The organism is Arthrobacter sp. Dra40, assembly GCF_059091905.1.
Map to the genome: position 1 here is coordinate 1 of NZ_JBNHHB010000608.1, position 250 is coordinate 250.

Here is a 250-nt window from a genome sequence, read left to right on the forward strand (position 1 = left end):
GGGGGCCCTGTTCGTGTTGGTTCTCTTGACCGGCTGCTTGTCCGTTTGTGGCGGCTTCTTGTCCGCTCTCATCCTCGACCGCTTGTCCGTTCCCGTGGTGGGTGCCCGGGTTCGTCGCTGTTGGGTAGGTGAGGGCCCAGCCTTCGTCGGGGGTGGTGGTGTGGGTGTGGCCGGAGCGGGTGGTGAAGTGCAGGGTCCCGTCGGGGTGCTGGCTGACGGTTCCGCCGCCGTGGTGTTTGGTTTTGTGGCC

The 250-nt window shown here is 66.4% G+C and carries 1 protein-coding gene; it reads right to left on the minus strand.

Annotation, left to right across the window (positions count from 1 at the left end; all coding sequences use genetic code 11):
- Window positions 1-250, minus strand: a 250-nt coding sequence (locus tag AC5RWT_RS38220) for a hypothetical protein (protein WP_494084735.1), incomplete at both ends; no start/stop codon positions are given.